This is a genomic window from Streptomyces sp. NBC_01384 (assembly GCF_045040035.1).
Taxonomy (GTDB): Bacteria; Actinomycetota; Actinomycetes; order Streptomycetales; family Streptomycetaceae; genus Streptomyces.
This window is the reverse complement of record NZ_CP109559.1, coordinates 1,954,595-1,977,495: the sequence shown is the minus strand read 5'-3', so window position 1 is coordinate 1,977,495 and position 22,901 is coordinate 1,954,595. Positions and strand designations below refer to the sequence as shown.

Genomic DNA, 22,901 nt, shown 5'->3' with positions numbered 1-22,901 from the left:
TCAAGAGTCTGTGACATATAAGTCTGACTTTTTGTTCCCGGGTCCTGCCTCGTACGCTGAGCCCATGACCACAGGGGGCCGGGGGCTGCACGGACATGTACTGGAAACCCTCGGGCCGGCGATCACCGCGGGTGAGTACCCGCCGGGGAGTGTGCTGCGCACGGACGAACTCGCGCAGCGCTTCGAGGTGTCCCGTTCCGTGATGCGCGAGGCGGTCAGGGTGCTGGAGTCCATGCACCTGGTCGAGTCCCGCCGCCGCGTCGGTGTGACGGTCCGCCCCAAGGCGGAGTGGAATGTGTACGACCCTCAGGTCATCCGGTGGCGGCTGGCCGGCGCCGACCGCCCGCACCAGCTGCGTTCCCTCACCGTGCTGCGCTCCGCCGTCGAACCGATCGCCGCGGGCCTGGCCGCCCGGCACGCCACCGCCGAGCAGTGCGCCGAACTCACCGAGTGCGCCCTCGGCATGGTCGCCACGTCACGCGGTCACCAGCTGGAGGCGTATCTCGTCCACGACGTCGCCTTCCATCGGGTGATCCTCAACGCGTCGGGCAACGAGATGTTCGCCCGTCTCGGTGACGTCGTCACCGAGGTCCTGGCGGGCCGCACCCATCACGAGGTCATGTTCGAGGACCCCGACCCCGCCGCCGTCACCCTGCACGTCCAGGTCGCGGAGGCGGTCCGCGAGGGCAACGCGCCCCGCGCGGAGGAACTCACCCGCGAGATCGCGGTCGGCGCGCTCCAGGAGCTGGACATCCTCGCGCCGTAGGAGGTCCTACTCCAGGAACTCGCCGTCCACGTACACCCAGGCCCCGTCGACCCGCTCGAACCGGCTCCGCTCATACAGCGAACCGCCACGGTAGGAGGCGCGGAAGGTGACCGTGCCGGTGCTGTGGAACGCCGACCCCTGCCCCGCGCCGAGGATCTCCAGACCCGTCCACCGCATCCCCGGGTCGAAGTCGACCCGCGCCGGCCGCGTCCGCGGATGCCAGGTCCGCAGCAGATACCCCTCGTCCTCCCTCACGAAGGCGCAGTACCGCGACCGCATCAGGCGCTCGGCGGTCGGGGCCGCGGCCTCACCGCGGTGGAAGCGCCCACAGCACTTCGCGTACGGCTCGGGCAGCCCGCAGGGGCAGGTACGACTGGTCATGACCGCCATTCTGCCTAGACCGAGTCGGCGTTGGTCGGCGGGTAGGTCGGCGGGTAGGCGGGCCGCGCAGGAACCGGCGTGGCCTGCGTGGGCAGCGGCGGCAGCTTCGTCCCGTGCAGCCAGGCCCCGAACAGGTCGTCCAGCGGCTCGGCCGCGTACCGGGCGGCATGCGCGGTGAAGGCCGCCGTGGTGACGGCGCCGCCCCGGTGCAGGCCGGCCCAGCCGCGCAGCATACGGAAGAAGGCCTCGTCGCCCATCGCGCAGCGCAGCGCGTGCACGGTCAGCCCGCCGCGCTCGTAGAGCCGGTCGTCGAACATCATTTTGCGGCCCGGGTTGGACAGCACCAGGTCCTGCGGCTGCCCGGACAGCTTCCGGTGCGCGACGGCGGCGAGCTGCTGCGCCGAGCGCCCACCCGACCGCTCCGACCACAGCCACTCGGCGTACTTCGCGAAGCCCTCGTTCAGCCAGATGTGCCGCCAGTCCGCGATGGACACGCTGTTGCCGAACCACTGGTGCGCCAGCTCGTGGGCGATCAGCCGCTCCGAACCCCGCGCCCCGTCCACATGGTTGGCGCCGAACAGCGACAACCCCTGGGCCTCGACGGGGACATCGAGCTCCTCCTCGGTCACCACCACCGCGTACTCGCCGAACGGATACGGCCCGAAGATCTGCTCGAACAGCTCCATCATCGCGGGCTGCCGCGCGAAGTCCCGGGAGAATTCGGCGAGTAGGCGCGCGGGCAGATGCCCGGCCTGCGGTACGCCGCCGAGCCCCGGGTCGCCGAGCAGCACCGTCTGGTACTTCCCGATCGACAGCCCGACCAGATAGCTGGACGTCGGCGCCGCCTGCTCGTACACCCAGGTGGTCGTCGACGCCTTCGTCGTACGCGTCAGCAGCCGGCCGCCCGCCACCACCGAGTACGCCGACGGCGTCGTGATCGAGATCTGGTATGAGGCCTTGTCGGCCGGGCGGTCGTTGCACGGGTACCAGGAGGGCGCGCCGATCGGCTGGCTCGCCACCAGCGCCCCGTCCTCCAGCTCCTCCCAGCCGAGCTCGCCCCAGGGGCTGGCGACCGGCTTGGGGTTGCCCGACCAGTGCACCTCCACGGTGAAGGCGGCCCCGGCCCGGATCGGCTTCGGCGGACGGATGCGCAGCCGGCCGCCCCGGTGCGTGTAGTGCGGAACCTTGCCGTCGACGCGGACCCGGCCGATCCGGAAATCGGCCAGGTTCAGCTGGAACTCGGCGAGCGGACCCCGGCCCGCTATCGCATTGAGCCGGGCGGTGCCGGACAGCCGGTTCGGGCCGGGACGGTAGTCCAGCGCGAGCTCGTACCGGTGCACCCGGTAACGGGGATCACCGTTGGCCGGGAAGTACGGGTCCGATCCCACTGTCTGCTGAACGCTCACGCTTGCGTCTGCTCCCTGCGCTGTGCTCGTACGACGTGCCGGTGCACCGTCCCCGGACGCCGTGGGCGCCTAGGAACGCCATGCCTCGATCGGGTTGCCCAGCCAGCGGGTGTCGTCGGGTACGAATTCCGCCGCCATGACGAGCGACGCGGGTCCCAGCGTGCTGCGCGCCCCGACTGTGCTGCCGGGAAGGACGATTCCGCCCGGGCCCAGGGTGGCGCCCTCACGGAGGACAACAGTATCCGTCCGCAAGATCCGGTCGTGGAAGAGGTGGGTCTGCAGGACACAGCCACGATTGACCGTCGCCGCGTCCTCCAGGGTCACCAGGTCCGTCTCGGGCAGCCAGTAGCTCTCCACCCATGTGCCCTTGCCGATCCGGGCGCCGAGCCCGCGCAGCCACGCCGTCATCAGCGGCGTACCGGGCACGGATCCGGCCAGCCACGGCACGGCCACCACCTCGACGAACGTGTCCGCCAGCTCGTTGCGCCACACGAACCCGCTCCACAGCGGATGCTCGCCCGCCCGGTGCCGGCCCACGAGCAGCCACTTCGCCACGATGGACGTCAGACAGGCGAGCGCACCGACGCCCAGCAGCACGATTCCGGCCAGCAGGGGAGCCCAGACGCCCAGCACACTGAGCGCGGCGACCGTCAGCACCGCCAGCGCCGCCGAGCAGAACACCGGCACGATCCGGCACAGCTCCACCAGCGCCCGCGCCCACAGCAGCCGCGCGGGCGGGTCGTACGTACGGCTCTGATCGCCGTCCTGGGTCGAGCGCGGCAGCTTCACCGGCGGCAGCCCCAGGTACGAGCTGCCCTTCTTGGCCTTCTTCGGGGTCGCCGACAGCACGCCGACCAGCCCGCCGTCCGGCACGCTGCGGCCCGGTGCGGTCATCCCGGAGTTGCCCAGGAAGGCCCGGCGCCCGATCTCGGCGCGCCCGATCCGCATCCAGCCGCCGCCGAGCTCGTACGGCGCGGTCAGCGTGTCGTCGGCGAGGAACGCGCCCTCGCCGACGGTGGTGAGGCTCGGCAGGGCGAGGACGGTGGAGACCTCGGCGCCCCGGCCGATCTTCATGCCGAGCAGCCGCAGCCACACCGGCGTGATCAGCCCGGCGTACAGCGGGAACAGCGTCTCGCGGGAGCGGTCCATCAGCTGCGTGACCGTCCAGGCCTGCCAGCCGATCCGGCTGTGCGTCGGATACGTGCCCTGGCCGAGGCCCAGGCTGAGCAGCCGTACGCCGATCAGAATCAGCAGCGCGTACGCGAGCCCGAAGGCGAGCGTGGCGGGCACCAGGGCGAGCGCGGCACCGCGCAGGGCTTCGCCGAGCCCGGCGTCCGCGTTCACGAACAGATGGGCCACCAGGAGGGCGGCGACGCCCGCGAGCAGCGGCAGCGCGGTCAGCGCGAAGCCCGTCGCGCCGTACATCGCCCGCCAGTACGTGCCCCGGCGTGGGCGCTCCTTCGGCCAGGCGCGCTTCGCCTTGCCGAGCTTCACGGCGGGCGCACCGGCCCAGCGCTGCCCGGTGGGAATCTGCCCGACCACGGCCGAGCCGGGCGCCACCTCGGCCCGCTTCCCGACGCGCGCGCCGGGGAAGAGGATGCTGCGCGTCCCGACCACCGCACCCGCGCCGACCTTGACCGGGCCGATCTCCAGCCGGTCACCGTCCAGCCAGTGCCCCGACAGGTCCACCTCGGACTCGACGGCGGCACCCCGGCCCAGCTTGAGCATGCCGGTCACCGGCGGCAGCGAGTGCAGATCCACGTCCGCGCCGACCTTGGCGCCCAGGGCACGCGCGTACCGCTCCAGCCAGGACCCGGTCAGCGAGGTCGCGCCACTGAACTCGGCGAGCCGCTCGGCGGTCCACAGCCGCAGGTGCACGCTTCCGCCGCGGGGGTGGCGCCCGGGCTTCACATGGCGCAGCAACAACCGCGCCCCGCCCGCCGCGATCGCGAGCCGCCCCGGCGGGCTGAAGAGCACGACCGCTCCGCCGCCGACGAGCCACCACGAGGCGCTCGGCGCCCACGGATACGGACCGAACCAGTGCAGTACGTTCCCGAGGGCGGCCAGTGCCACGGTCCAGCGCAGCCCCATCAGCGTGAACAGGGGTATCAGCAGGAACAGCTGGGCCACCTTGGCGCGCAGCGGTACCGGCGCGATCACCCGCTCGGCGCCGTCGTCCTGCGCGGACTCCTCCAGGTGCCGGGCCAGCTTGCGCAGGACGGGCTGCTGGTAGATGTCGAGCACGGCGGCGCTGGGGTAGCGGGTGCGCAGTTTGGTGGTGAGCTGGGCGGCAGCGAGACTGCCGCCGCCGATCGCGAAGAAGTCGTCGGACGCGCTGCCGACCGGGATACCGAGGACCTCGCTCCACTGCTCGGCGAGCCAGGCCTCGGTGCCGTAGAGCTGCTCCTTGGCACCGCCGGTCTCCAGGCCCTCCAGCGGCCAGGGCAGCGCGCCCCGGTCGACCTTGCCGGAGGTGCGGGTCGGCAGGTCCTCGACGGGCGCGAGCAGCGGGACGAGGGCGGCGGGCAGTTCGGCGCGCAGCTTCTCGACGGCGGCGGCCTGGTCCCAGCCGTCCTGGGTGACCACGTATCCGACGAGGAGCTGGTTGCCGCTGCGGGCGGTACGGACGGCTGCGGCGGCCCCCGCCACACCGGGGAGCGCCTGGAGCGCCGCGTCGACCTCGCCCAGCTCGATGCGGCGCCCGCCGAGCTTGATCTGCTCGTCGGCCCGCCCGAGGAAGATCAGCCCCTCCGGCTCGGCCTTGACCAGGTCACCGCTGCGGTACGCGCGCTCCCAGCCCAGCGACTTCAGCGGCGCGTACTTCTCCGCGTCCTTCTCGGCGTCGAGGTACCGGGCGAGCCCGACCCCGCCGATCACGAGCTGGCCACTGTCGCCCATGGCCACCGGGTCCCCGGCGTCGTCGACGACGGCGAGCTCCCAGCCGTTCAGGGGCAGCCCGATCCGGATCGGCTCCTCGCCGGTCAGGAGGGAGGCGCAGGCGACGACGGTCGCCTCGGTCGGCCCGTAGGTGTTCCAGACCTCGCGGCCCTCGGTCACCAGCCGCTGGACCAGCTCCGGCGGGCAGGCCTCGCCACCGAAGATCAGCAGCCGTACGTCGGCCAGGGCCTCCGGCTCCCAGAGCGCGGCAAGCGTCGGCACGGTCGAGACGACGCTGATCTCCTGTTCGACCAGCCAGGGCCCCAGGTCGGCGCCACTGCGCACCTGGGAGCGCGGCACGGGCACCAGACAGGCGCCGTACCGCCAGGCCAGCCACATCTCCTCGCAGGAGGCGTCGAACGCGACGGACAGGCCCGCCATGACCCGGTCACCGGGCCCGATCGGATCCTCGGTGAGGAACAACTCCGCCTCGGCGTCGACGAAGGCGGCGGCGCTGCGGTGACTGACCGCCACGCCCTTGGGCTTGCCGGTGGACCCGGAGGTGAAGATGATCCACGCGTCGTGCTCGACGCCGGGCCGGGCGGCGGGCACCTCGGAGGCGCCGTTGACGGTCAGCTGGTGCCCGGCCCCGACGACCGCCCGCACGTCCGCCTCGCCGAACACCAGCTCGGCCCGCTCGTCCGGGTCCTCGGCGTCCACCGGCACATAGGCCGCGCCGGCGGCCAGTACGGCGAGGATGGCGACGTACAGCTCATTGGTGCCGGACGGCACCCGGACCCCCACCCGGTCGCCGAGGCCCACCCCGGCGGCGCCCAGCCGCCGTCGCAGGGCCTCGACCTCGACGGCCAGGGCGCGGTAGGTGAGGCAGTGGTGGCCGTCGTCGAGGGCGGGCTCGTCCGGGTGCGCCCGGACGGAGGCGTCGAGGATGTCGACCAGCGTGCGGGGCGAGGCGGCGGCGGAGGCGGAGAAGCGCGCCGGGTCGCCGAACTCCGCGCGCACCTCCTCGTCGAACAGCGCGAGTGCGGGGCCTTGCTCGAGGGCTGCCATCGGGTCCTCACGTGTCGTTCCCGGAGCGTCCGGGGAGCTGGTGGGCCCGCAGGTATGCCTGGGGATATTCCGGTCCAGCTCCAAACAAGCCTGGAATTTTAGTACGACGCTAGTCGCGCACCTGGTCATCAGCCATGCGAGGAGGCCGTCCGGGGCACCGGAACCGCTGATTCCGGGGTTGTGACGGTGCCCTGACATGGGGGTATGTCATCCTGACGAGATCTGCCCCACATCTGTCCGTAACACGGTGAACACGACCAGCGAGGGCCGTGACGGGGAGGTCGTGACGGGCGCAACGCGTGAGGGCCGCGACCTGATGGTCGCGGCCCTCACGCGTTCTGTGTGTCCGAGGGGGGATCGATACCGGGAGCCCACGGAATGCGTGTCTCACCGCGGTACTTGAGCTATCGGTGTAGGGCAGATACCCCTCAGCGTATTGAGCTTGGACGCCGGTCGGCATCCCTCACAGGAGTGGCGCTCTCTGGTACCGGCCTTATCGAGGGGCAGGGTCAAGGGCCCTGTCGATTCCGGAGCACGAATCCCTCCCCCTTCGGGACGCTTTTCACCGAAGGGCTTCACAGGGCCCAGTGGCGGAAAGCTTCGATCCATTCGGCGCCCTCGGGCGGAGGGTCGGGCAGCGGGAGGTCTCGCAGACCTATGGGTTGGAGGATCCGTCCGCGGCGGCAGATCGCTACCACTCCGCTGCCCGGTCGCAGGTCGATCTCCTCGACGATGACGTCGACTCCCAACACTTCGGTGGTGAAGGGCACGGTAACGCGGTCGCTGAGCACGGCATGGAAGCCGACCAGCTCTTCGTCCTCGCCGTAGGCGTCAACGAGCGCCTCGGCGATCATGGCGTCGAGGTCCTGGTCCGACAGACCCTCCACTGTGTGGTCCTTCCCTGCGAGATCAGTTCCTGGCCGGGGCGCCGCAGCACTTCTTGTATTTTCGGCCCGAGTCGCACCAGCATGGCCCGTTCCGCGGCGGGGGCCAGGCCAGCGACTCGTCCGGGTGGGCGCGCACCACATGCCTGCTGAACGCGCGGCGGGTGTCCGGGGTGCCGGCATCGCGCCCTTCACGGACGGCGAACTCCTCGTACGCGGCCAGAGTGGCGCTGACGATGTGCACCCGGGCGGCGCCGGCCTCCGCGTAGGTGCACGCGTCGGTCTGCAGCCGCTGTGCGTAGGCGGTGTAGTCGTCCCCGTAGGAGTCGGTCGACTCGGGCCAGCGGGTGCGTACCGCGGCGAAGTCCTCGCGTACCCAGCGCAGCACGATCCCGTCGAAGGCCGCAGCGTCCTCGGGCACCTCCACCGGCCTCCCCGACGGCAGCCCACTCAGTGCCCGGTCCAACTCTTCGCCGAATTCCCGTAGTTCGGCGTCAGTCTCGGCTTCGGCGGCCAGGTCGTCGTCGGTCCGCTCCAGACCGAGGTCCCGGCGCAGGAGAGCCCGGCTGATGCGCAGCCCGCGGCGCAGTCGGGCGGCCTCGCCGCCACCGGTCCCCTTGCTCTCCCGCGCTGCGGGGTGTGCCAGGGCGGCCAGGCACCAGTCAAGGGCCCGTTCGGACCTGCCGATCTCCCCGAGCATGTCGACCATGTCGTCGAAGACCTGCAGGTCGGCCACGGCCTCATCGGGCTGCTCGGTCAGCTCCTCGCGTAGGGCTTGCTCGGCCTGTTCGGCGTCCCGCTCGCGGTCCTGCGCGTAGAGCGTCTCCACCACCCCGACCTGCGCCTGTCGGCCGGCCGCGCCGCTGAGTTTCGTCGCCCGAGTGAACAGCTCCAGCGCCTTTGCGTCGTCGCCGCCCTGGTACTGCTTGCCGCGGACGGTCAGCCATCCGGCCTGCACCAGGGCGCGGCCCTGGTCCGGATCCCCGGGGTGCTCGTCGGCCCACTGTTCACACTGCGCCGCCGTCGGCTGCCTGCCCACCGTCGCGAGGAACTGCTCGTACGGGGAGTCGACGGCTCGGACAGGCGAAGGGGATGCGCTGCTCATACCGCGACCCTACCGAGGACCGGCAGCCCAACCCCCCCCTTTCGTTTACGGGCCTGACACCGGGACGGGCCATGTGGTATCGACGGCCGACACCACTGCGCTGCGGTCGGGCCGTGCCTGGACGTGCCGCACGCGCCCGCCTCTCTGGCCGTCCCCAACTCCGTGCCGAAGCCGCCCGGCCTGGTGGGTGGCTTCGTCTCACACCCATGTATGAAAGCGCCTTGGCTCGGCTCGCCCGGCCGGACGGTCAGGGGTTGAGGAAGCCCAGGGCGTCGAACCGGCGCATGAGCGAGGGCTTTCCTCGGTGGGCGGTGCGCAGTTCGCCGGATCTGCGGTCGAAGTCGGCGGCGCTGCCCTGACGTGCGTAAAGTGCGCGCAGGTCGCTGAGCAGCGCGACGGCCTGATCGTAGGCGGCCGGTTTACGCTGGGCGATGAGGTCGTCGACGGTGCGCCAGGCGGTCGCCTGGTCCCGGGCCAAGTGGTCCAGACGCACGTCGCGGGCCTCGGCGACTGCCCGTACTCGCGCTTGCTCCGCCGCCCCGCGTGCGGCCCGCTCCCCCTGGGCGCGCACGGTGCGGTGGCGGTGGGCCGCGTCCAGGAGCTGGGCCGCGCTGCGGCGTACCCCGGGGCCGCCCTCGCTGGTGCGCAGGGATTGCCGGAAGCGGGCCAGGAGTCCGGGGCCGAGCTGGGGGGCTGTGCCGAGGGCTGCCTGGAGCAGCAGGGTGTCCTTCTCGGGCGCCGGAAGTCCGGCGATGAAGGCGGCGAGCCTGTCCGGGGCGGCCGCCGACTCGGTGGCCGGAGCGCTGTCGGACGCTGCGACGGCGAGCAGGTCCTGTGGGACGCGCAGGAAGTCCGCGAGGGCCCGCTGCGGCCCGGTCAGCTCGGCCAGCCCGGCGGGGACGGATGGTTCCGTTTCGCGCTGGTACTCCTCTTCGTCATCGTCCGCGAGCTCCCAGACGGCGACGGCGGCCAGCCAGCCCAGGTACAACGGGCGAAGGTCCCCAGCCGCGAGCTCGGCGCGGAGCCCGGCGAACGAGGCGAGCTCGAAGGAGGTCTCGAAATCCCACTCGCCGCCGTCCTCGGCGCTCAGGGAGAAGTCCAGCAGGGTATGGCCACCGCGCGTCCACACCGCGAGTGTCTCCTGAAGCGCGTAGCCCTGCGCGGTCTTGGCCGGGAGCGCGGAGGCGGGGATACGCAGCAGAAGACGGCGGCTGCCCCAGTTCGCGTAGTACAGGTGGGCGTCGTAAAGCTGCTCGACGAGCTTGGTGGGATCGCCGTGGAAGTCACCCCAGTGATATTCGTTGACGAAGCTGGTGGAGGTGATCCGGGCCCGCGTAGACAGCGCTCTTACCCGGTCGATCTCGGCCTTGGTCAGCGGGCGGTCGACGGCCAGGAACTCGTAGTACTGGTACTCGCTCACGGCCCGGCAGCCTACCTGCGCGGCGGTTTGATGGGATGTCCTGATGAGCGGGGTTGAGGAGCTGGCCAGGCTGGTGGACGGGCTGCGCCGGGACAGGCGCCGCGGCCCCTACGCCGGGCACGGCGCCGGCGGGTTCTTCTTCGCGGCGAGCGGCTCTCACGCTCCCGCGCCACCTCCACGCCCAGGGCGCGCGCCTGCTCTACCACGTTCTCCCGGGCGACTTCGACTGGGGCGGCCTTGCGCATCGCGACCGCGCTGCTGCGCCGGGTGCCGTGGCGGCCCTGGCGTTACGCGGCGGCCGCGGCCCTGACGGCCCCCGCACCGCTGGAGGGCACCCCTGCGCCCTCACCCTGGGATCCCGAACTCGCCGGTGCTCTGCCTGACTTGGAGATCCGAGCGGAGGAGGAGGCCGTCCTGCAAACCCTCCTGAAGGACCTCTCCCACCCCGAATCGCCCCTCACTGTCAGTGGCGCCCCGTAACGTTTGTGTCATGAACGAGGGGCAGAGGCATGCGGCAGACGAAGGAGACGACAGTCCACACCAGGGGAACCGCGGTGCGGTGCGCTGGGGCCGAGAGAGGGCGCGTGCGGCACTCGGTCTCGCGGTGTGGGAGATCGAACTCGCGGTCACGGCAGGGCTGCTGGAGCGCGGCGCGGACCGCCGGTTCGATCCGGACGAGGTGACGCGGACCGCCGCCGACCTGGACGCCTTCCGGGCGCGCCTGACACGTGAGCACCGATTCAACGCAAGCCAGGCGGCCCGGCGACTGGGCGTCTCGGCCGCGCGGTTCGCCCGGGTCGTAGCGCAGACCGGGCTCGCGCCCGTGGCCGAGGAGCAGGTACGCAAGTACGGCAGGGTACTGACCGTGCGGTACTACCGCGCGGTCGATGTCGACGGCCTCGCCGCGTACGCCACAGCCGACCAGGTGCTGCGGGAGGCCGTGACCGCGGTGGGCCGCCCGGCAGCGGCCCGGAAGGCGGCCGTCACCCGCACGCGCAACAAAGAGCGCGCCGAACAGGCCCGCCACGAGCTGCAGGCAGTGCGCAAGCAGACCACGCAAGGTGCGAACGTCGCCCTGGTGCGCTACGCCGCCGCGCTGGCGGCAGGGCTGCCGCGGGGGTCGCGATTCTTGAAGAAGTTCGTCACCGACGAGGCGGTCGGCGTATTGGCGGCCGTGGTCGAGGAGTGCCGAATGCGCGCCGAGGAGCGCTCGGCACTGCTCGACGAGGTTCTGCCGCTGGCGCACAGAGCGTGCGCCGAGCTCACCGGGCCTGCGGAGATCGAGCGGCGGTCCGGCGTCGACCCGGCCGTGTTCGCGGGCCGCACCGACATGATCGGTGGCTACATGGCGCGGGCCGAGCTGGAGAAGGTACTCGCCGCATTACCACAGTGGCCGGCGCAGGCGCGCGCGGCGGCGGTGGCAGCCGAGGCCGAGGCCGCCGTGCACCGGACCCGCGCCGCAGAGGAGCATGCGGCGCTGGCAGCGGCCCGGGAGGCGGCGCGCCTCACCAACGAGACGGTCGCCGAGCTGTTCGGCCTCCCGGTCGACGTCGTCGCGGCGCTGAGGCCGCGCGGCAGCGCGGGACTGTGGAACCCCCAGCACGTGGCCGCCCTGCGGGCCGCACCACCACCCTGGCTGCGCAGCGAGGAGGCCGCCCGCGCCGAAGTCGCGCTGCGCGAGTCACGTGCCGCTCGCGCCCAGCAGGCGCGCGCGGACCGGCGGGCGGGCTGGCGCAGGACCTGGGCCGAACAGCTGGGCGTGCCGCTGGACCGGGTGCCGGAGAACTGCCGCAGACCGACCGCCAAGGCGGTGCGGGCGGCCCGCGCCAATCCGCCGGGCTGGGCCCGGCTGTGACCAGCCGGGGCGCCGCGTCCGCCTGCGCGCCGCAGGGGCGGTCGGGCGCAGGGGGCGCAGAGACAGTGCCCGACGCCACGGCAGGGGAGAGCCCAGCTGTCCCCTGGCGCACCATGGCCGGGCGCAGGGAGCGGGGTGGTGATGTTCGTGAACCCTCTGACACCGCACGCCGCCCGCGGCCACAATGCGTACGTGAGCGATGACTGGAAGCGACGACTGGAACGGGCCGCGGCCGAACTCCTGCGCCGGGATGACCCGGTGGCCCTGGTCCGCGAAATGGACGCACTCGACGCCTCGACCCGCTACCCCTATGTGTGGCCGCGCGGCCCGGTGTTCGGTGTGGCCGCACTCGGCCCGGAACCCGATACCCGCTGGCGGCTGGTGTCCGAGGCCACCGACGGCACCCCGCAAGAGGCCCGGGACGCCCTCAACTCGCTGTTGTGGTTCCAGGCGAAGGACGAGGCCGGCACCGTCGCCGAGCGCCGCGAACTCCTCGCGGCCGTGAACCTCCTGGAGTGTGAGCGGACCGACGAGCTCACCGTCCTCGGCACCCGCTACCGCATCGTCCGCGGCGACGAGTACGCACGCTGCAGCCTGAACAAGGGCCCGGAGCCGCCCCGCCCCACCGACCCCGAACCCGCCGACCGCTCCTGGGACCACCGGCCCGGCCGCGCCCGCACCCTGCCCGACATCGGCCACCCCCTCGATGCCCTGATGGACGATCCCACGGCGCCTCCCGGCGTCATGGCCGAAGGCACCCGCCAAGCCCTCCGGGACTTCACCTACGAGGGCGAGCACGTCCCGCCCGCTATGCGTGCCGCATCCCGGCAGGCGGTCCACGACCACCCCGAACTCGTCCTGCTCCCGATCGGATTCGGTGTCATCAAGCGCACCGGGGTCGGCTGGAGCCCGGCCAGCAGACTCCAGCCGACCCCGCACGACGCTCGCCGCGTCCTCCACAACGGCCTGTCCGGGATCTGGGCCGACATGTACGACCTGGACACCGTGACCCGCGACGCCTACGCACGCGCCGCCGAACACCTGGAATCCACACCGCACTTGAACGAGGTGACGGCCCAGGGCGACACCTACCGCATCTGCCGCGTCGAACGCATGCTGCGCACCGGCCCCGCCGGCCCCGAGCCGCCCCGCTGCTCCGACCCGGAGACCACCGAGCCGATGCGGATCCGCCCGCTCCTGGACGAACACGGCGTCATCCAGCCCGAGCCCGACAGCATGAGCACGGGCGGCGACGAGCTGGCCGGCGAACGGCCGCACTGAGCCGACCGTCCGCGCGCAGCGACAACGACGGCGCGGATCGCAGCATGCCGCCATCACGGCATCGCCCGGCCAGCATGGAGCAGTCGCCTTGCCATCCGCCTGGCGGCCCGGCACGCGGGATCGGACGTCGCTCCGGCGACATGCGCTCGGTACGCCCGGCGCCTGCTCCTGCGCGCCGATGCCTCCGAAGCCCCTGGCGAGGCAGCCTGGTTGGTGAGCACGGCTGTATCCGGCACGGCGCAGCAGATGCCAGATGCCCGGTCTCGGACACTCCCTGGCCTGACCCGAGGCGCACGATGACGACCACGACGCGTACCGCGCGCGAGAATTCCTCGCCCACGCAGGGCGTCTTGGCCCTATGGGCCCAGGACACCGACGCCGGTCGAGCTGCCGCCGCGGCTTCGTCCGGGGTGCGGTTCGCGTTCTACGGGCGGGTGTCCAGGACCCGGCCACGTCGAAAGCCTGGCAGCTCCTCCGGGCGCAGGCCCTGACCTCGGGATACGGCCGTGTGGTCGCGGAGTTCTTCGACATCGGGCGCAGCCGCTCCCTGCCGTGGGCCCGTCGGCCGCAGGCGGCCGCGCTGCTGGCCGCGCTCGCCGATCCGGACCGGGAATTCGACGCGATCGTCATCGGCTCCAGCGAACGGGCCTTCCGCGGGCAGCAGTTTGCGACAATGGCGCCACTGTTCGCCCACTACGGAGTGGCGGTATGGCTGCCAGAACTCGGCGGCCCAGCCGACCCGGCACTCACCGAACACGACGAGCTGATGGTCCTCCTGGGCATCCTCGCCAAACGCGAAGTGGCCCGCGCCCGGATCCGGGCGCGCACGGCGATGACGGTGCAGGCCCGCGACCAGGGCCGGTACCTGGGCGGGCGCCCACCCTACGGCTACCGCCTCGTGGACGTCGGCCCCCACCCCAACCGCGCCATGGCCCGCCGCGGCGTCCACCTCCATGCACTCGCCATTGACCCGGCCACCGGCCCCATCGTGCAATGGATGTTCGCCCAGCGCCTGACCGGGCACAGCAAGGCCCGCATCACCCGCGCGCTCAACGATGCCGGCATCCCCTCGCCCGGCATGACGGACCCGGAGCGCAACCCGCACCGTCACGGCACCCGTTGGACGCTCACCGCGGTCCGGGCGATCCTGGCCAACCCGCGCTACACCGGCCGCCAGGTGTGGAACCGTCAGCGCACCGACCACGTGCTCCTCGACCCGGACAACACCACCCTCGGGGAGCGCGACGTGATGCGCTGGAACCCCCGCGAGGAGTGGGTGATCTCGCACTACCCCGCCCACCCCGCTCTGGTGAGCGAGATGGACTTCGTCCGCGCCCAATCCGTCCGCGCCACTGTCCAAGTGCCCGGGCGCACCTACCGGCTGGCCGGAATGATCACCTGCGGGATCTGCGGACGGCGGATGGAGTCCTGCTGGGTCCACCAGCATCCCGCCTACCGGTGCCGCCACGGGCACTCCAGCGCCACCCCACCGGACACGACGGGACCGCGCAACGCCTATGTCCGCGAGGCACAGATCTGGGCGGTGCTGCCCGCGCTGCACCTGCGCCTCACCGACACCCGGGCGGACACGCCGTCGGCCGAGGAGGCGGCCGCGTATCTGCGCGAGCACCAGATCGGCCTCACCTTCGACCCAGCGACCCGAACCGTCACCGCCCGCACCCCCGGAAGGGAGCGGATGCACCTCGGCTGACCTGCGATAACACCTGTCAAACACCACGCGAGGAAGGGAGGCGGACAGTGAAAAGCACCCGCCTCGGCCTCAGGCCGAGATCGGGTGCCGATCGACGCTGCCCGGAAACCGGGCCGCGTGTACAGAAGGTGTGTCCGAGACCGACACGACCACTACGCCTACGCCCTGACACGGCGGACGCGGCTGGTGGTGGGGTAGGCGGCCAGGCAGCCAGCGCCCACGAGCACGCGGCCGGCTGCATGCTTCGCGGAGGTTGCCAGGTTTGGGGCCAGACCGGCTGGTGCCTGGCCCCGAAGCCCATGTCAGCTCTGCAGACTCCACTGCTGGTTCGCTCCGCCCGAGCAACTCCACAGTTGGATCTTCGTTCCGTTGGCGGTATTCGCGCCGCCTGCATCAAGACACAACCCCGACTGCACTCCTGTGATCGTGCCGTTGGCGTTGATGTTCCACTGCTGGTTCGTCTGCCCGTTGCAGTCCCAAATCACCGCAGGGGTGCCATTGCTGGTCCCCCTCCGGAGGCGTCCAGACACTTGTTGCCGTAGACCATGAGTTGCTTGCTGTCGGTGTAGGTCCACCGCTGGTTGGTGCCGCCGTTGCAGTCCCACAGTTGTGCCTGGGTGCCGTTGGTCGTCGTGGAGTTGTTGATGTCGATGCAGCGGCCCGACTGCTGGCCCACGATCTGCCGGCTGGTGGGTGTGGGGGGCGGGGTGGACGAGTCGAACTGTGTGAAGAACTTCCACACCTCTCCCGACGTCCAGGTGCGCCAGCCGTCGCCGGTGGACCCGTCTATGGGGCCGGGGTCGTGACCTGCTCCGTCGAACGCGGCCCATACGACGGGATACCCGGCCCTGCACCCTGAGTAGGCGGTGATGATGTGCGTCAGGCTGCCGTACGCCGGCTCGGGCGGGTTCTGCTGGGTGCAGCCGTTGTTCCTGACGAACGTGTCACGCAGCGCCCGTCCCGAAGAGATGGGCAGCACGTTGTCCCTGATGCCATGGAGCCCCATGTACGCGACGGGCTGAGTACCGCCGCTGCACCCGCTGAGGTTCGCGCCGGAGTAGACCGCGACCGCGCGGAAGACCGTCGCTCGAGCACAGGCGAGGGCGTACGACATCGCACCGCCGTAGCTGAAACCCGCGGAGAAGAGCTGCGTCGTGTCGACACACAGGCCCGCCTCGATCTGCCGGACCATGTCGTCGACGAAGGTCACGTCCTGACCGCCGGAATTGGCCCAGCCGTTGTCGAAGCCCTGGGGCGCCACGAAGATCGTGCTGTTGTTCGCGTTGTCCGCCAGTCGCCTGAGTCCGTAGTAGGACCAGTTGTACCCATCGGTTCCGCCCGAGTCGACATCGTTGGCGGTGCCGCCCCGCCAGTGGAATCCGAAGATCAACCGGTAGGGGTGGTTGTTGTCGTAGTTGGCGGGGACCCTGAGGATGTAGCTGCGGCTCTGGCCGCTGCTCGAAATCGTATGCGTGCCGCTGGTCAGCGTCGGAGCGTTGCCGCATCCGGCAGTCGCAGCGGCGGCACCGACACTCGTGGGCGACGTGCTCGCGTCGAGGCTGCTGCTCAGCGCCGTGCCGGCAGCGGACATGACGAGAAGTGCCGCAGCCACAAGGGGCATTAAGAGGGATTTACATCTCATCTACTTCTCCTTTTTCATCGGGGCGCCAGTCGCCGCGGCGGCTGGGGCGGTTCAGATGCCGGTAATGGTCCATTCGTTGTTGGTGCTGGAGTTCGGCGTCCACATCACCGTGGTCGCGCCGACCGTGCCGCTGCCGCTGCCGCTGCCGTCGAGGGCGGTGCCGGTGCCCCGATTGATGATCTGGTAGCGGTTGCCCTCAAGGCTGTTGAGCGACCACTGCTGGTTGTTGCCGCCGTTCCAGGCCGTCTGCCGGGCGGGAGCGCCGTTGGCGGCATCGCCCCAGCTGTCGGCGGCCATGCCGTTGGTGCGGTTCATGATGCGGTAGTAGCCGTTGCCGAGGTCTGTCAGCTGCCACTGCAGGTTGGTGCTCCCGTCGTAGTTCCACTGCTTGAGATTGGAGCCGGAGGCGACATTGCCCCCGCTGTCGAGCACCAGTCCGCTGGTCACGTTGGCGATCTTCACCCAGGTGGTGGGGACGCCCGGGCTGTTCAGGGTGGGGATCTGGCCGGAGAAGGTGAGCTTGACCGTGTACGCCAGGGCGCTGAACGGCGCATTGGACGAGGGCATGGCCAGGTGCAGGCCGGCACTGTCCTGGGTCGGTGCGGGCAGGTTGACGTAGGTGCCTGCGGCGTTGTTCAGCAGTTGCGCGCTTGTCAGGCTGCTGAGGTTGATCCGATCCGAGTTCAGCGTCGTGATGGTCATGGTGCCGCCCTGCCAGCCCAGCGCGGTGGCGTAGAGGACCTTGTTGTCCTGACTGCGGGTGAACCGGATGTCCTTCGCCGTCCCGGCCACTGGGCCGCTGAACGAGCCTCCGCCCATCTGGGTGGGGCCCTCGCCGTAGCTGGTCCAGGAGCGGGTGGCGTAGATCGCCTCTCCGAAGCGGCCGAGCCAGTCACCCATGGCGAGCAGGATCGACTGCTGCCCTGAGGGGATGGTGCCGTCGGCCATCGGGGCGATGTTCAGCAGCATGCTGCCGCCCTTGCTGACCCGGTCGATCAGCGAGTGGAGCAGTGCCTGCGTCGAGTAGTAGCCGATGCCCACCGTGTAGCACCAGCTGGAGGAGGAGATGCTGTCGTCGGTCAGCCAGTAGGGGGTGAGCAGCCCGGCCGGGCCGCCACGCTCGAAGTCGAAGACCTCACCCTTGTTGTTGAGGCCGTCCTTGTAGGTCGCGACCACGTCCTTGTTCCACGAGACCGCCTGGTTGTAGTAGTGCGCGAGGAACTGGAGCCGGTAGGACTCCTCCACCCGGCCCAGGTTGAAGTCCTGCCAGACCAGGTCCGGCTGGTAGCCGTCGATGACCTCGACCAGCTTGTCGTACCAGAGCTTGTTCTCCGCGGCCGAGCTCAGCTGGCCGAAGAGGATGCGGAGCGTCGGGTCCGACTGGGACGGCACGTGGTCGTAGTAGCCGGTGAAGTTGTAGGCGTGGTGCAGCGAAGCCATGAACTTCAGCCCCTGCCCGCGGATGGCCTGCGCGTGCAGCCCCACGAGGTCGAGTCTGGGGCCGTGCTGGACCGAGTTCCACGGGTTGGAGCGGCTGTTCCACATGGAGAAGCCGTCGTGGTGCTCGGCGACCGGGCCGGCGAACTTGGCGCCCGCGGCCTTGAACAGCTGCGCCCAGGCGTTCGGGTCCCAATTACCGCCCTGGGAGGCAAGTTTGGGGGCGAACTGCACGTAGTTGCCGGCCTTGTCGCGGGCACCGTCGATGAAGTTGTTGTACGGCCATACCGAGGGGTCGCCGTAGGTGGCGATGTGGTGCTTGTTCTCGTTCGAGCCGCCGATGTACATGTTGCGCGGATACCACTCGTTCCCGAACGCGGGAACGCTGAAGACGCCCCAGTGGTAGTAGATGCCGAACTTGGCGTCCTGGAACCAGGCGGGGGCCGGGGGGTGCTGGTCCACGGAGGACCAGCTCGCGGTGTAGCTTCCGGGGCCGTCGGTCGCGGCGGCCTCGGGGGCGAACCGCAGCAGGCCGAAGGCCGTGGCCGCGCCGGCCGCCGCCAACAGTCGGCGCCGGCTGACCGGAAGGGAAGAGGAAGGCATGCGGGGACCTCTCGGAGGGATGGACGGGGGGAGTTCAGGAATCCGGAATCCGTCGGATCGAGTGCGGCGGGGCAGCGGACACGCTCCGCCGGACGGCGCGGGCGCCGTCCGGCCGACGTGGCTGACGGCGTCGGTACTCGTCAGCCGGTCACCGGATCAACTGCGTGTCCACTTCTGGTTGCTGCTGCCGGTGCAGGTCCACAGCTCCAGCAAGGTGCCGTTGGCCGTTCCCGCGCCGGTGGCGTCCAGACACAGGCCGGACTGGACACCGGTGATCGTGCCGTCGGCGTGGATCGTCCACTTCTGGTTGCTGCCGCCGTCGCAGGTCCAGATGTCCACCTTGGTTCCGGGGTTGGTGCCCTGGCCCGACGCGTCCAGGCAGTCGCCGCCGTAGACCCGTAGCTCATCGGCCGAGGTGTTCGTCCACTGCTGGTTGCTGCCGCCGTTGCAGTCCCACAACTGCACCTGGGTGCCGACCGTCTGCGACTGGTTCGGCACGTCCACGCACCGGCCGGAACCGACCCCGGTGATCGCGGCGGTCGTGCCGCCGCCGGGTCCGCCGCTGCCGGGGGTGATGGAGAGGTTGTCGAACTGCGCCGTCTCACTCTGGCTGGTCGCGTAGCCGATCTGGCCGCCGGCCCAGGTGTAGTCGTTCACGGAACCGACCGTGGAACCGTCGATGACGGCGGTGACGGTGTTGCCGGAGAAGGTGAGGGCCAGGGTGTGCCACCGGTTGGTGCCCAGCGCCGTGGTCGTGCCGTGGGCCAGGGTGGAGACGTTGCCGTTGGTGTTCGAGTTCAGTATCGACCAGGCTCCGGTGTCGCTCACCCGCAGGTGGTAGGCGTTCAGCCCTCCGGTGCTGCCGTAGTCCTGTGCGTTGGCACGGCCGATCAGCTCGGCGTATCCCGATTGTTCGAGCATCACGTCGGACGAGACGGTGTAGTTGCTCCAGCTCACGTCACCGAGCAGGGCGTGCGGATCGGACAGCGCGTCCCAGGTGATCGGTTTCTGCGGGCTCATCTGACGCACGCACTTGCCGCTGCGGCCGCCGCCGCAGCCCATCTCCTCGAAGGCGCCCTGCCAGTCCATGAGGTACTTCGCCTCGGTGCCGGTGGCGTAGCTGTCGAAGGAGTCGCTGTACGGCAGGCTCAGCGTGCCCTGGCCGGGACCACTGGCGGTGCCCTTGCCCTGTCCGGTCGTGGTGGTCAGGGTGTACACACGGCCGGGCTGTACGGTCAGGCTGAATCCGCTGCCGGACGGGGTGATGTCCGTGGCGTGTACGAAGTAGTCGGCCGGGTTGTTGGAATTGACGTCGGTCGACCAGACGTGGACGGTCTTGTCGGACAACCCCCCGGTGACGTTGAAGTTCAGCGTCTGGGCGCTGCCGGCGTCCATCGTCTCGATGACCGTGGAGTAGTCGGAGTTGTTCGTGGACTTCAGTGAGACGTAGCTGCCGTTGTTCCGGTTGCCGCCGATGTAGCCGCTGGAGGCGTCGAGGTAGTGCCATCCCGGGGCGGTGAACTGGCTGGTCTGCGCCGTCACCCAGGCGTTCTTGCCGATCGCGTAATGGCGGGACCACGGCTGCGAGGCCAGGGCGAGACCCATGGTGGGGTAGGGCAGGTTCGGCGTGAGCGCGGCGACCACCGGCCAGTTGAGATAAGCGGTCATCCGGCCGTCGATGTATCCACGGTTGATGCCGCGGGCCACTGCCGGCGCTCCCGCGTTGTAGTCGTCCGAGCCGTTCTCGCTCGCCCACAGCGTCTTGCCGGACGATGTGGCGGCCGACGGCACCGCGCAGTTGGACTGGGAGGACCGGTAGCCGCAGGGGTAATGCGTGCCTATGACATCCACCGAGGCGGCGAACGCCGCGTTGGAGTTGATGTCGTTGGCAACGGACCAGTCCGAGTCGGCTGCGACGATCTTGACGTTGCGGTAGCCGTTGGTGTTGAGCGCGCTGCGCAGTTGCTCGTACCAGGAGACGTTGTAGCCTCTCTCGTTCCACCCGCCGAGGTAGTCGATGCTCAACCCGTGCTGCTTGGCGCAGCCCAGCCACGAGAGCAGATAGTTGATCATGTCGGTGGACCAGAAGTTGCCGCCGCCGATCCAGCCGGGCGCGCCCCAGGCGAGCCCGGACAGCTTGATGTCCGGGTTGCGCGCCTTGGCCTGCTCCATCAGCCACCATTCGTAGCCCCGGTCGCAGTTCAGGTCGGACCGGGTGTGCTGGTGACTCGGCTCGGCCCCCGAGGTGGAGTTGGTGTCGCCGCCGATCTCGGCCTTGAGGATCTGCAGGGAGGCGCCGTAGCCGGGCCGGAACAGGTAGTCCAGGACCTGGCCGCGTTCGGGCTCGGGATAGTCGATCAGGAGTCTGCTGTTGCCGCCCCCGCCGCTGATCGCGCCGACGCCGTCGAAGGTCCGGCCGCCCGACGCGCCGTTGATCGTGATCGAGGTGGCGGCCTGGGCCGGCGCGGCGGCCGTGCCCACGATGCCGCCGGCGGCCAGGACGAGGCCCGTGAGCAAGGCCGTTGAGGTGCGCAAGCGCCGTAACAGCCGACTGAATGCTGACACGGTGGTTCCTTTCGCAGGTCGAAGGTGTCCCGTGGCGGAGCTGTGTTCAGCGGAGGATGAAGTCCTGGTTGGTGCCGGGCGCGTTCTTGCACTGCCACTGGTCCAGTTGCTGACCCAGGTTGCTGCCGGCGCCGTAGACGTCCAGGCACAGACCGCTGTTCTGGTTCTGGAACGCGTAGGAGCCGTCGGACTGCCGCACGGGCAGCCAGAGGCTGCCCGCCGCCGCGTTGGGTGCCTGCTGGACGATGTCCGGGGTGCCCGCCGCCGTGGAGCTGCCGGCCACCGCCACGTCCTGGCCGGAGTTCTGGGCCCGCAGTTCGCCGTAGCCGCCCGAGGCCGGCACGAACTGGAACTGCTGGTTGCTCTGCCCGTTGCAGGTCCACTGGTCGATCGCGGCGCCCGCGCTGCCGGAGTTGCCGTACACGTCCACGCACAGGCTGTCGTTGGCGACCACGAGTTGGTGGAAGCCGCTCGGGAAGCCGCCCCCGCTGGACGAGGCCGGTGTCAGATAGACCGCGAACGCATCGTGCGAGGCTTGGAACGTGAACGGCACGGTGATCGAGCCGCCCGAGGTGCTCACGTTCTGGTCGTACACAGTCTGCGGGGCAGCGAGCGGCGCCTGGTCCGGGATGCGGTGCACGGTGACGTTCACGTTGCCGGCGTTCGCCAGCCAGGGCACTGACGCCAGCCCGTTGAAGGTCACGGACGCGGTGCCGGTGTTCCCGTTCGCGTCACCGATGATCGCCACCACTCGCTTGTTGGCGGAGTCCTCGGAGGCCGAGATCGCCGTCGAGCCGACCTGGCCGGAGGTGTCCACGAGGGTGCCGGTCATGTCGGCGTAGTCCCGAAGTGCCCACCAGTTGCCGGTCGGCTGCCAGCTGCCCCCGCTCTGGGTCAGGACTCCGGTCAGGTTCGGGGTGACGCAGCACACCCAGTTGCCGCGCATCGCGTTGGTGTACCCGGACTGCGCGAACCGCGCCAGGTACCACGCTGTCACCCCGGCGGTCTGCCGGTCGGCCGGCTGGTACTCGTTCGCGGACAGCGGCAGCGGATCGATGCCCGCCGCGGTCAGGTCACTGTTGAGGGCCTGCGCGACGGTGACCGGGTCGTCGACATCGCCCTCGTCGTGGTTGGTGATCATGTCCGGCGCTGTCCCGGCCGCCTTCACGTGCGCGAGCCAGGTCTGCCATTCACCCGGGTTGCGCTGCGGGGTGAACGCGAGTGACGGCCCTACTATCTGCGTCCCGGGGGCGATGCGCCTGATCTCCCGGTAGGCGGTGTCCCACATCTGGAAGTACTGGGTACTGTTCATACCCCGGGTCCAGAAGACGGAGATGTCCGGCTCGTTCCAGATGTCGTAGGCGAACGTCAGCCCCGAAGCCTGCAGCGCTCCCACTGTGGAGTCGATGAAGCTGACCCAGTTGGAGCAGTTGCCGTTGTCGCACGGGTACGTCGTGTTCGACGGCTGGCCGCCGTTCGCGCCGTAGATGTCGCTGACCAGCACCTGGTACTGCGCATGATAGGGCGGCTGAGTGAGCCGTTTCGCCTGCGCGATGATCGAGTCGACGTCGGCCCGAGTGGCCGAGCCGTACTGGTAGTTGTCCTTGATCCAGCCGCCGGAGAACCATCCCCCGCCACGGAAGGCGTTGATCCCCAGCGGCTGGATGAACTGGTCCGCCGGCTGGCTGCCGTCTTCACTGAAGCCGTAGAGGAACCCCTCCCCCACGCCGGTCGACGGCCCCCGCGTCGACGCCAGGTTCACGCTCAGCGACTCGCCCTGGGCGGCCTGGCTCTCGGCCGTCGACAGCAGCTGCAGCACGAGCGCCAAGACGACGCCGGCTGTCAGTACCAGACGGCCGGGCCTCGCTCTCGTCCTCATTCGATCCTCCTGTGGCTCGGC

16 protein-coding genes are annotated in these 22,901 nt (G+C 70.5%); 5 read left to right on the top strand and 11 right to left on the bottom strand.

Annotated elements, in window-relative coordinates; genetic code table 11:
- Positions 1-64 precede the first annotated feature (64 nt).
- Complete coding sequence (locus tag OG747_RS08835) at positions 65-766, top strand: FadR/GntR family transcriptional regulator (RefSeq protein WP_405878723.1); 702 nt, start codon at positions 65-67, stop codon at positions 764-766.
- A 6-nt stretch (positions 767-772) separates the two neighbouring features.
- Here the strand turns inward: OG747_RS08835 and OG747_RS08830 are convergent, their stop codons facing one another.
- The 6 genes from OG747_RS08830 to OG747_RS08805 form a co-directional block, all read right to left on the bottom strand.
- The gene (locus OG747_RS08830) at positions 773-1,147 is read right to left on the bottom strand and encodes a YchJ family protein (protein WP_405878722.1); all 375 of its coding nucleotides are present in this window, start codon (positions 1,145-1,147) and stop codon (positions 773-775) included.
- A 14-nt stretch (positions 1,148-1,161) separates the two neighbouring features.
- The gene (locus OG747_RS08825; RefSeq protein ID WP_405878721.1) at positions 1,162-2,553 is read right to left on the bottom strand and encodes a M1 family metallopeptidase; all 1,392 of its coding nucleotides are present in this window, start codon (positions 2,551-2,553) and stop codon (positions 1,162-1,164) included.
- A 69-nt stretch (positions 2,554-2,622) separates the two neighbouring features.
- Positions 2,623-6,498, bottom strand: coding sequence for a Pls/PosA family non-ribosomal peptide synthetase (locus OG747_RS08820; protein WP_405878720.1), 3,876 nt, complete (start codon positions 6,496-6,498; stop codon positions 2,623-2,625).
- A gap of 575 nt (positions 6,499-7,073) precedes the next feature.
- Entirely contained in the window at positions 7,074-7,385 is a 312-nt protein-coding gene (locus OG747_RS08815) for a hypothetical protein (protein ID WP_099498388.1), read from the bottom strand.
- A 22-nt stretch (positions 7,386-7,407) separates the two neighbouring features.
- Positions 7,408-8,487, bottom strand: a complete 1,080-nt coding sequence (locus OG747_RS08810) for an SEC-C metal-binding domain-containing protein (protein WP_405878719.1) — start codon at positions 8,485-8,487, stop codon at positions 7,408-7,410.
- 247 nt (positions 8,488-8,734) lie between these two features.
- Positions 8,735-9,907 carry a hypothetical protein gene (locus OG747_RS08805; protein WP_405878718.1) on the bottom strand — a complete coding sequence of 391 codons (1,173 nt, stop codon included), beginning with the start codon at positions 9,905-9,907 and terminating at the stop codon, positions 8,735-8,737.
- Between the two features lie 237 nt (positions 9,908-10,144).
- Between OG747_RS08805 and OG747_RS08800 the strand changes: the two genes are divergently transcribed.
- The 4 genes from OG747_RS08800 to OG747_RS08785 all read left to right on the top strand — a co-directional run bounded on the left by OG747_RS08800 (position 10,145) and on the right by OG747_RS08785 (position 14,754).
- Positions 10,145-10,387, top strand: a complete 243-nt coding sequence (locus tag OG747_RS08800; protein WP_405878717.1) for a DUF2399 domain-containing protein — start codon at positions 10,145-10,147, stop codon at positions 10,385-10,387.
- A 10-nt stretch (positions 10,388-10,397) separates the two neighbouring features.
- Positions 10,398-11,762, top strand: coding sequence for a hypothetical protein (locus OG747_RS08795; RefSeq protein ID WP_405878716.1), 1,365 nt, complete (start codon positions 10,398-10,400; stop codon positions 11,760-11,762).
- A gap of 192 nt (positions 11,763-11,954) precedes the next feature.
- Positions 11,955-13,043: a DUF5954 family protein gene (locus tag OG747_RS08790; RefSeq protein WP_405878715.1), complete on the top strand. Its 1,089-nt coding sequence runs from the start codon at positions 11,955-11,957 to the stop codon at positions 13,041-13,043.
- 508 nt (positions 13,044-13,551) lie between these two features.
- Positions 13,552-14,754: a recombinase family protein gene (locus tag OG747_RS08785; RefSeq protein WP_405878714.1), complete on the top strand. Its 1,203-nt coding sequence runs from the start codon at positions 13,552-13,554 to the stop codon at positions 14,752-14,754.
- 302 nt (positions 14,755-15,056) lie between these two features.
- Here the strand turns inward: OG747_RS08785 and OG747_RS08780 are convergent, their stop codons facing one another.
- From OG747_RS08780 to OG747_RS08760, 5 genes are all read right to left on the bottom strand, one after another.
- Positions 15,057-15,329 (bottom strand): ricin-type beta-trefoil lectin domain protein, encoded by a 273-nt coding sequence (locus OG747_RS08780; protein ID WP_405878713.1) that lies wholly within the window; start codon positions 15,327-15,329, stop codon positions 15,057-15,059.
- Entirely contained in the window at positions 15,236-16,345 is a 1,110-nt protein-coding gene (locus OG747_RS08775) for a ricin-type beta-trefoil lectin domain protein (RefSeq protein ID WP_405878712.1), read from the bottom strand. The genes OG747_RS08780 and OG747_RS08775 overlap by 94 nt, the downstream gene beginning before the upstream one ends.
- A 102-nt stretch (positions 16,346-16,447) precedes the next feature.
- On the bottom strand, positions 16,448-18,436 hold the full coding sequence (locus OG747_RS08770) for an alpha-L-fucosidase (RefSeq protein ID WP_405878711.1): 1,989 nt from the start codon (positions 18,434-18,436) through the stop codon (positions 16,448-16,450).
- Positions 18,437-18,592: 156 nt separating this feature from the next.
- Positions 18,593-21,001: a ricin-type beta-trefoil lectin domain protein gene (locus OG747_RS08765; protein ID WP_405878710.1), complete on the bottom strand. Its 2,409-nt coding sequence runs from the start codon at positions 20,999-21,001 to the stop codon at positions 18,593-18,595.
- Positions 21,002-21,047: 46 nt separating this feature from the next.
- Positions 21,048-22,880: an RICIN domain-containing protein gene (locus OG747_RS08760; protein WP_405878709.1), complete on the bottom strand. Its 1,833-nt coding sequence runs from the start codon at positions 22,878-22,880 to the stop codon at positions 21,048-21,050.
- Positions 22,881-22,901: the final 21 nt, after the last annotated feature.